Below are 1,165 nucleotides of genomic sequence, written 5' to 3'. Positions count from 1 at the left end.
GAACCGATTTCGGCATCCCGGAACTGCCGGAACGCGTCTATGCATCAGGCTTTGAGTTCGTCGAATTTACAGCTGATGAAGTAAGCGGCGCGCAACTGGCAGATATGCTGTCAGCAATGTGTTTTCGAATGGAGCGAAAGCATGTGAGCAAGTCCGTCGAGCTGTGGCGGCAGGGCGCGATAAACATCGTCGTGAATACCGAAAAGGAAGGATTTGCCCATTCGGCGTTTCTGGGCCACGGCCCCTCCGTTTGTGATATGGGGTTGCGTGTCAAAGATGCGGATCAGACGGTTCAGCGAGCGACCGCGTTGGGCGCGCCGAATTTCGCACAGCCTGTAGGGGCCGGGGAACTGGATATCCCGGCTATACGGGGCGTTGGTGGCAATGTTGTCCATTTCATAGATGAGAAATCCGATCTGCATCGGGTTTGGGACATCGAGTTCGAGCCGGTTGCGAAAACCAAAGCCACCCAACCTGCCGGTCTGCGTTGTATCGACCATCTGGCACAGACGATGCGTCACGATGAGATGCAAAGCTGGCTGCTCTACTACATTTCGACTTTTGAGATGGCAAAATCCCCGATCGTGAACGTTGCCGACCCGTCGGGTGTTGTGCAAAGCCAAGCCATCGAAAGCCCCGAAGGCGAAGTGCGTTTAAACCTGAATGGTGCAGTTGGGCGTCGAACACTGGCGGCTTCATTCCTTGAAGACGGATTTGGTGCCGGTGTTCAGCACATCGCCTTACAGTCGGACGACATATTTGAAACCTCAGCCCAATTTCGGAAGTCCGGTTTTCCCAGCCTGTCCATCCCAGAAAACTACTACGCTGATCTGCAAGCGACATTCGGATTAGATGACGAATTGGTTGCCCAACTGCGCCGAGGCAACATTCTTTACGATCGGACAGCGGGTTCCGAGTATTTTCAGATATACAGCCGCCCCATCTTTAACGGCTTCTTCTTCGAAATTGTTGAACGCCGCATGGGTTATGCCGGTTACGGTGCGCGTAACGCGCCCATTCGCCTCGCCGCACAAAGCAAAAGCCAGACGTTCAAAGAGGTGAAGACTCAATGACTGTGCTGGATGAAAACATGACGATGGATGAGCGCGCCGTTCGCCAATGGTGGCGTACCTCCATCATTGACATGAAGCCCGGTCAGATCGCG

At 54.1% G+C, this 1,165-nt stretch carries 1 protein-coding gene; it reads left to right on the top strand.

Features of this window, described 5'->3' with window-relative positions:
• On the top strand, window positions 1-1,073 hold a 1,073-nt coding region (locus ACR0JF_RS23285), incomplete at its 5' end, for a 4-hydroxyphenylpyruvate dioxygenase family protein (protein WP_480670111.1).
• Between the last annotated feature and the right edge of the window lie 92 nt (window positions 1,074-1,165).

The sequence above is a fragment of the Ruegeria sp. BG11 genome (assembly GCF_056538565.1).
The sequence above is the reverse complement of the archived record's forward strand: the minus strand, read 5'-3'. Positions and strand labels throughout refer to the sequence as shown.